This window comes from Polaribacter sp. 20A6 (assembly GCF_011378915.1).
In the GTDB taxonomy this organism is placed as follows: Bacteria; Bacteroidota; Bacteroidia; order Flavobacteriales; family Flavobacteriaceae; genus Polaribacter; species Polaribacter sejongensis.
Genome location: NZ_WTPZ01000137.1, coordinates 1 through 526, shown reverse-complemented (window position 1 = coordinate 526; position 526 = coordinate 1). Strand labels below are relative to the sequence as shown.

The following is a 526-nucleotide window of genomic DNA, read 5'->3' as shown; positions in this document are numbered from 1 at the left end:
TCCTTTTGGACTCGCTTTTACCATCAAACTATAGCAGTAATTTGACGAAACAATTAACTAAATTTTTATATATTAAATTCTTTTGAATAAGTTCTTTCATCAGAACTAACAACTACTTTATAAGCACCAACTTCCTTTTCAGATAATTTGTAAACTCTTTTTAAAAGTTTGTCTCCAGATATGGTTTCAGAAAGTACAACTTCATCATTATAATAAAGAGTAACTTTTAAAGGTTCGTTGTTAAAATTAATTTTTGATACTAATAATAAATCACCTTCAGTTCTAATGATCGGTTTAAATATTTTTTCATCTTTATTATTTAAAAATGTAACCAATCCATTTTCAACATAAAATTGTTTAATAACAATTTCGAAGTCTTTATTTAATTCAGCAGAGTAGATCCCATTTTCTAAAGCAGAAAAATCAAATGTTCTAGAATAGTCTCCAGAATTTTTAATTTCATTATTATAAACAGTTAAACCGTTACTATTTTTAATAGTTAAAGTCTGACCTTTTTTTACATTAT

Annotated in this window: 1 protein-coding gene; it reads right to left on the bottom strand. The window is 24.5% G+C overall.

Features of this window, described 5'->3' with window-relative positions:
* Window positions 1-65: 65 nt before the first annotated feature.
* Window positions 66-526 (bottom strand): hypothetical protein (locus GQS57_RS18695; RefSeq protein WP_165734466.1); only part of this gene is annotated, 461 nt, incomplete at its 5' end.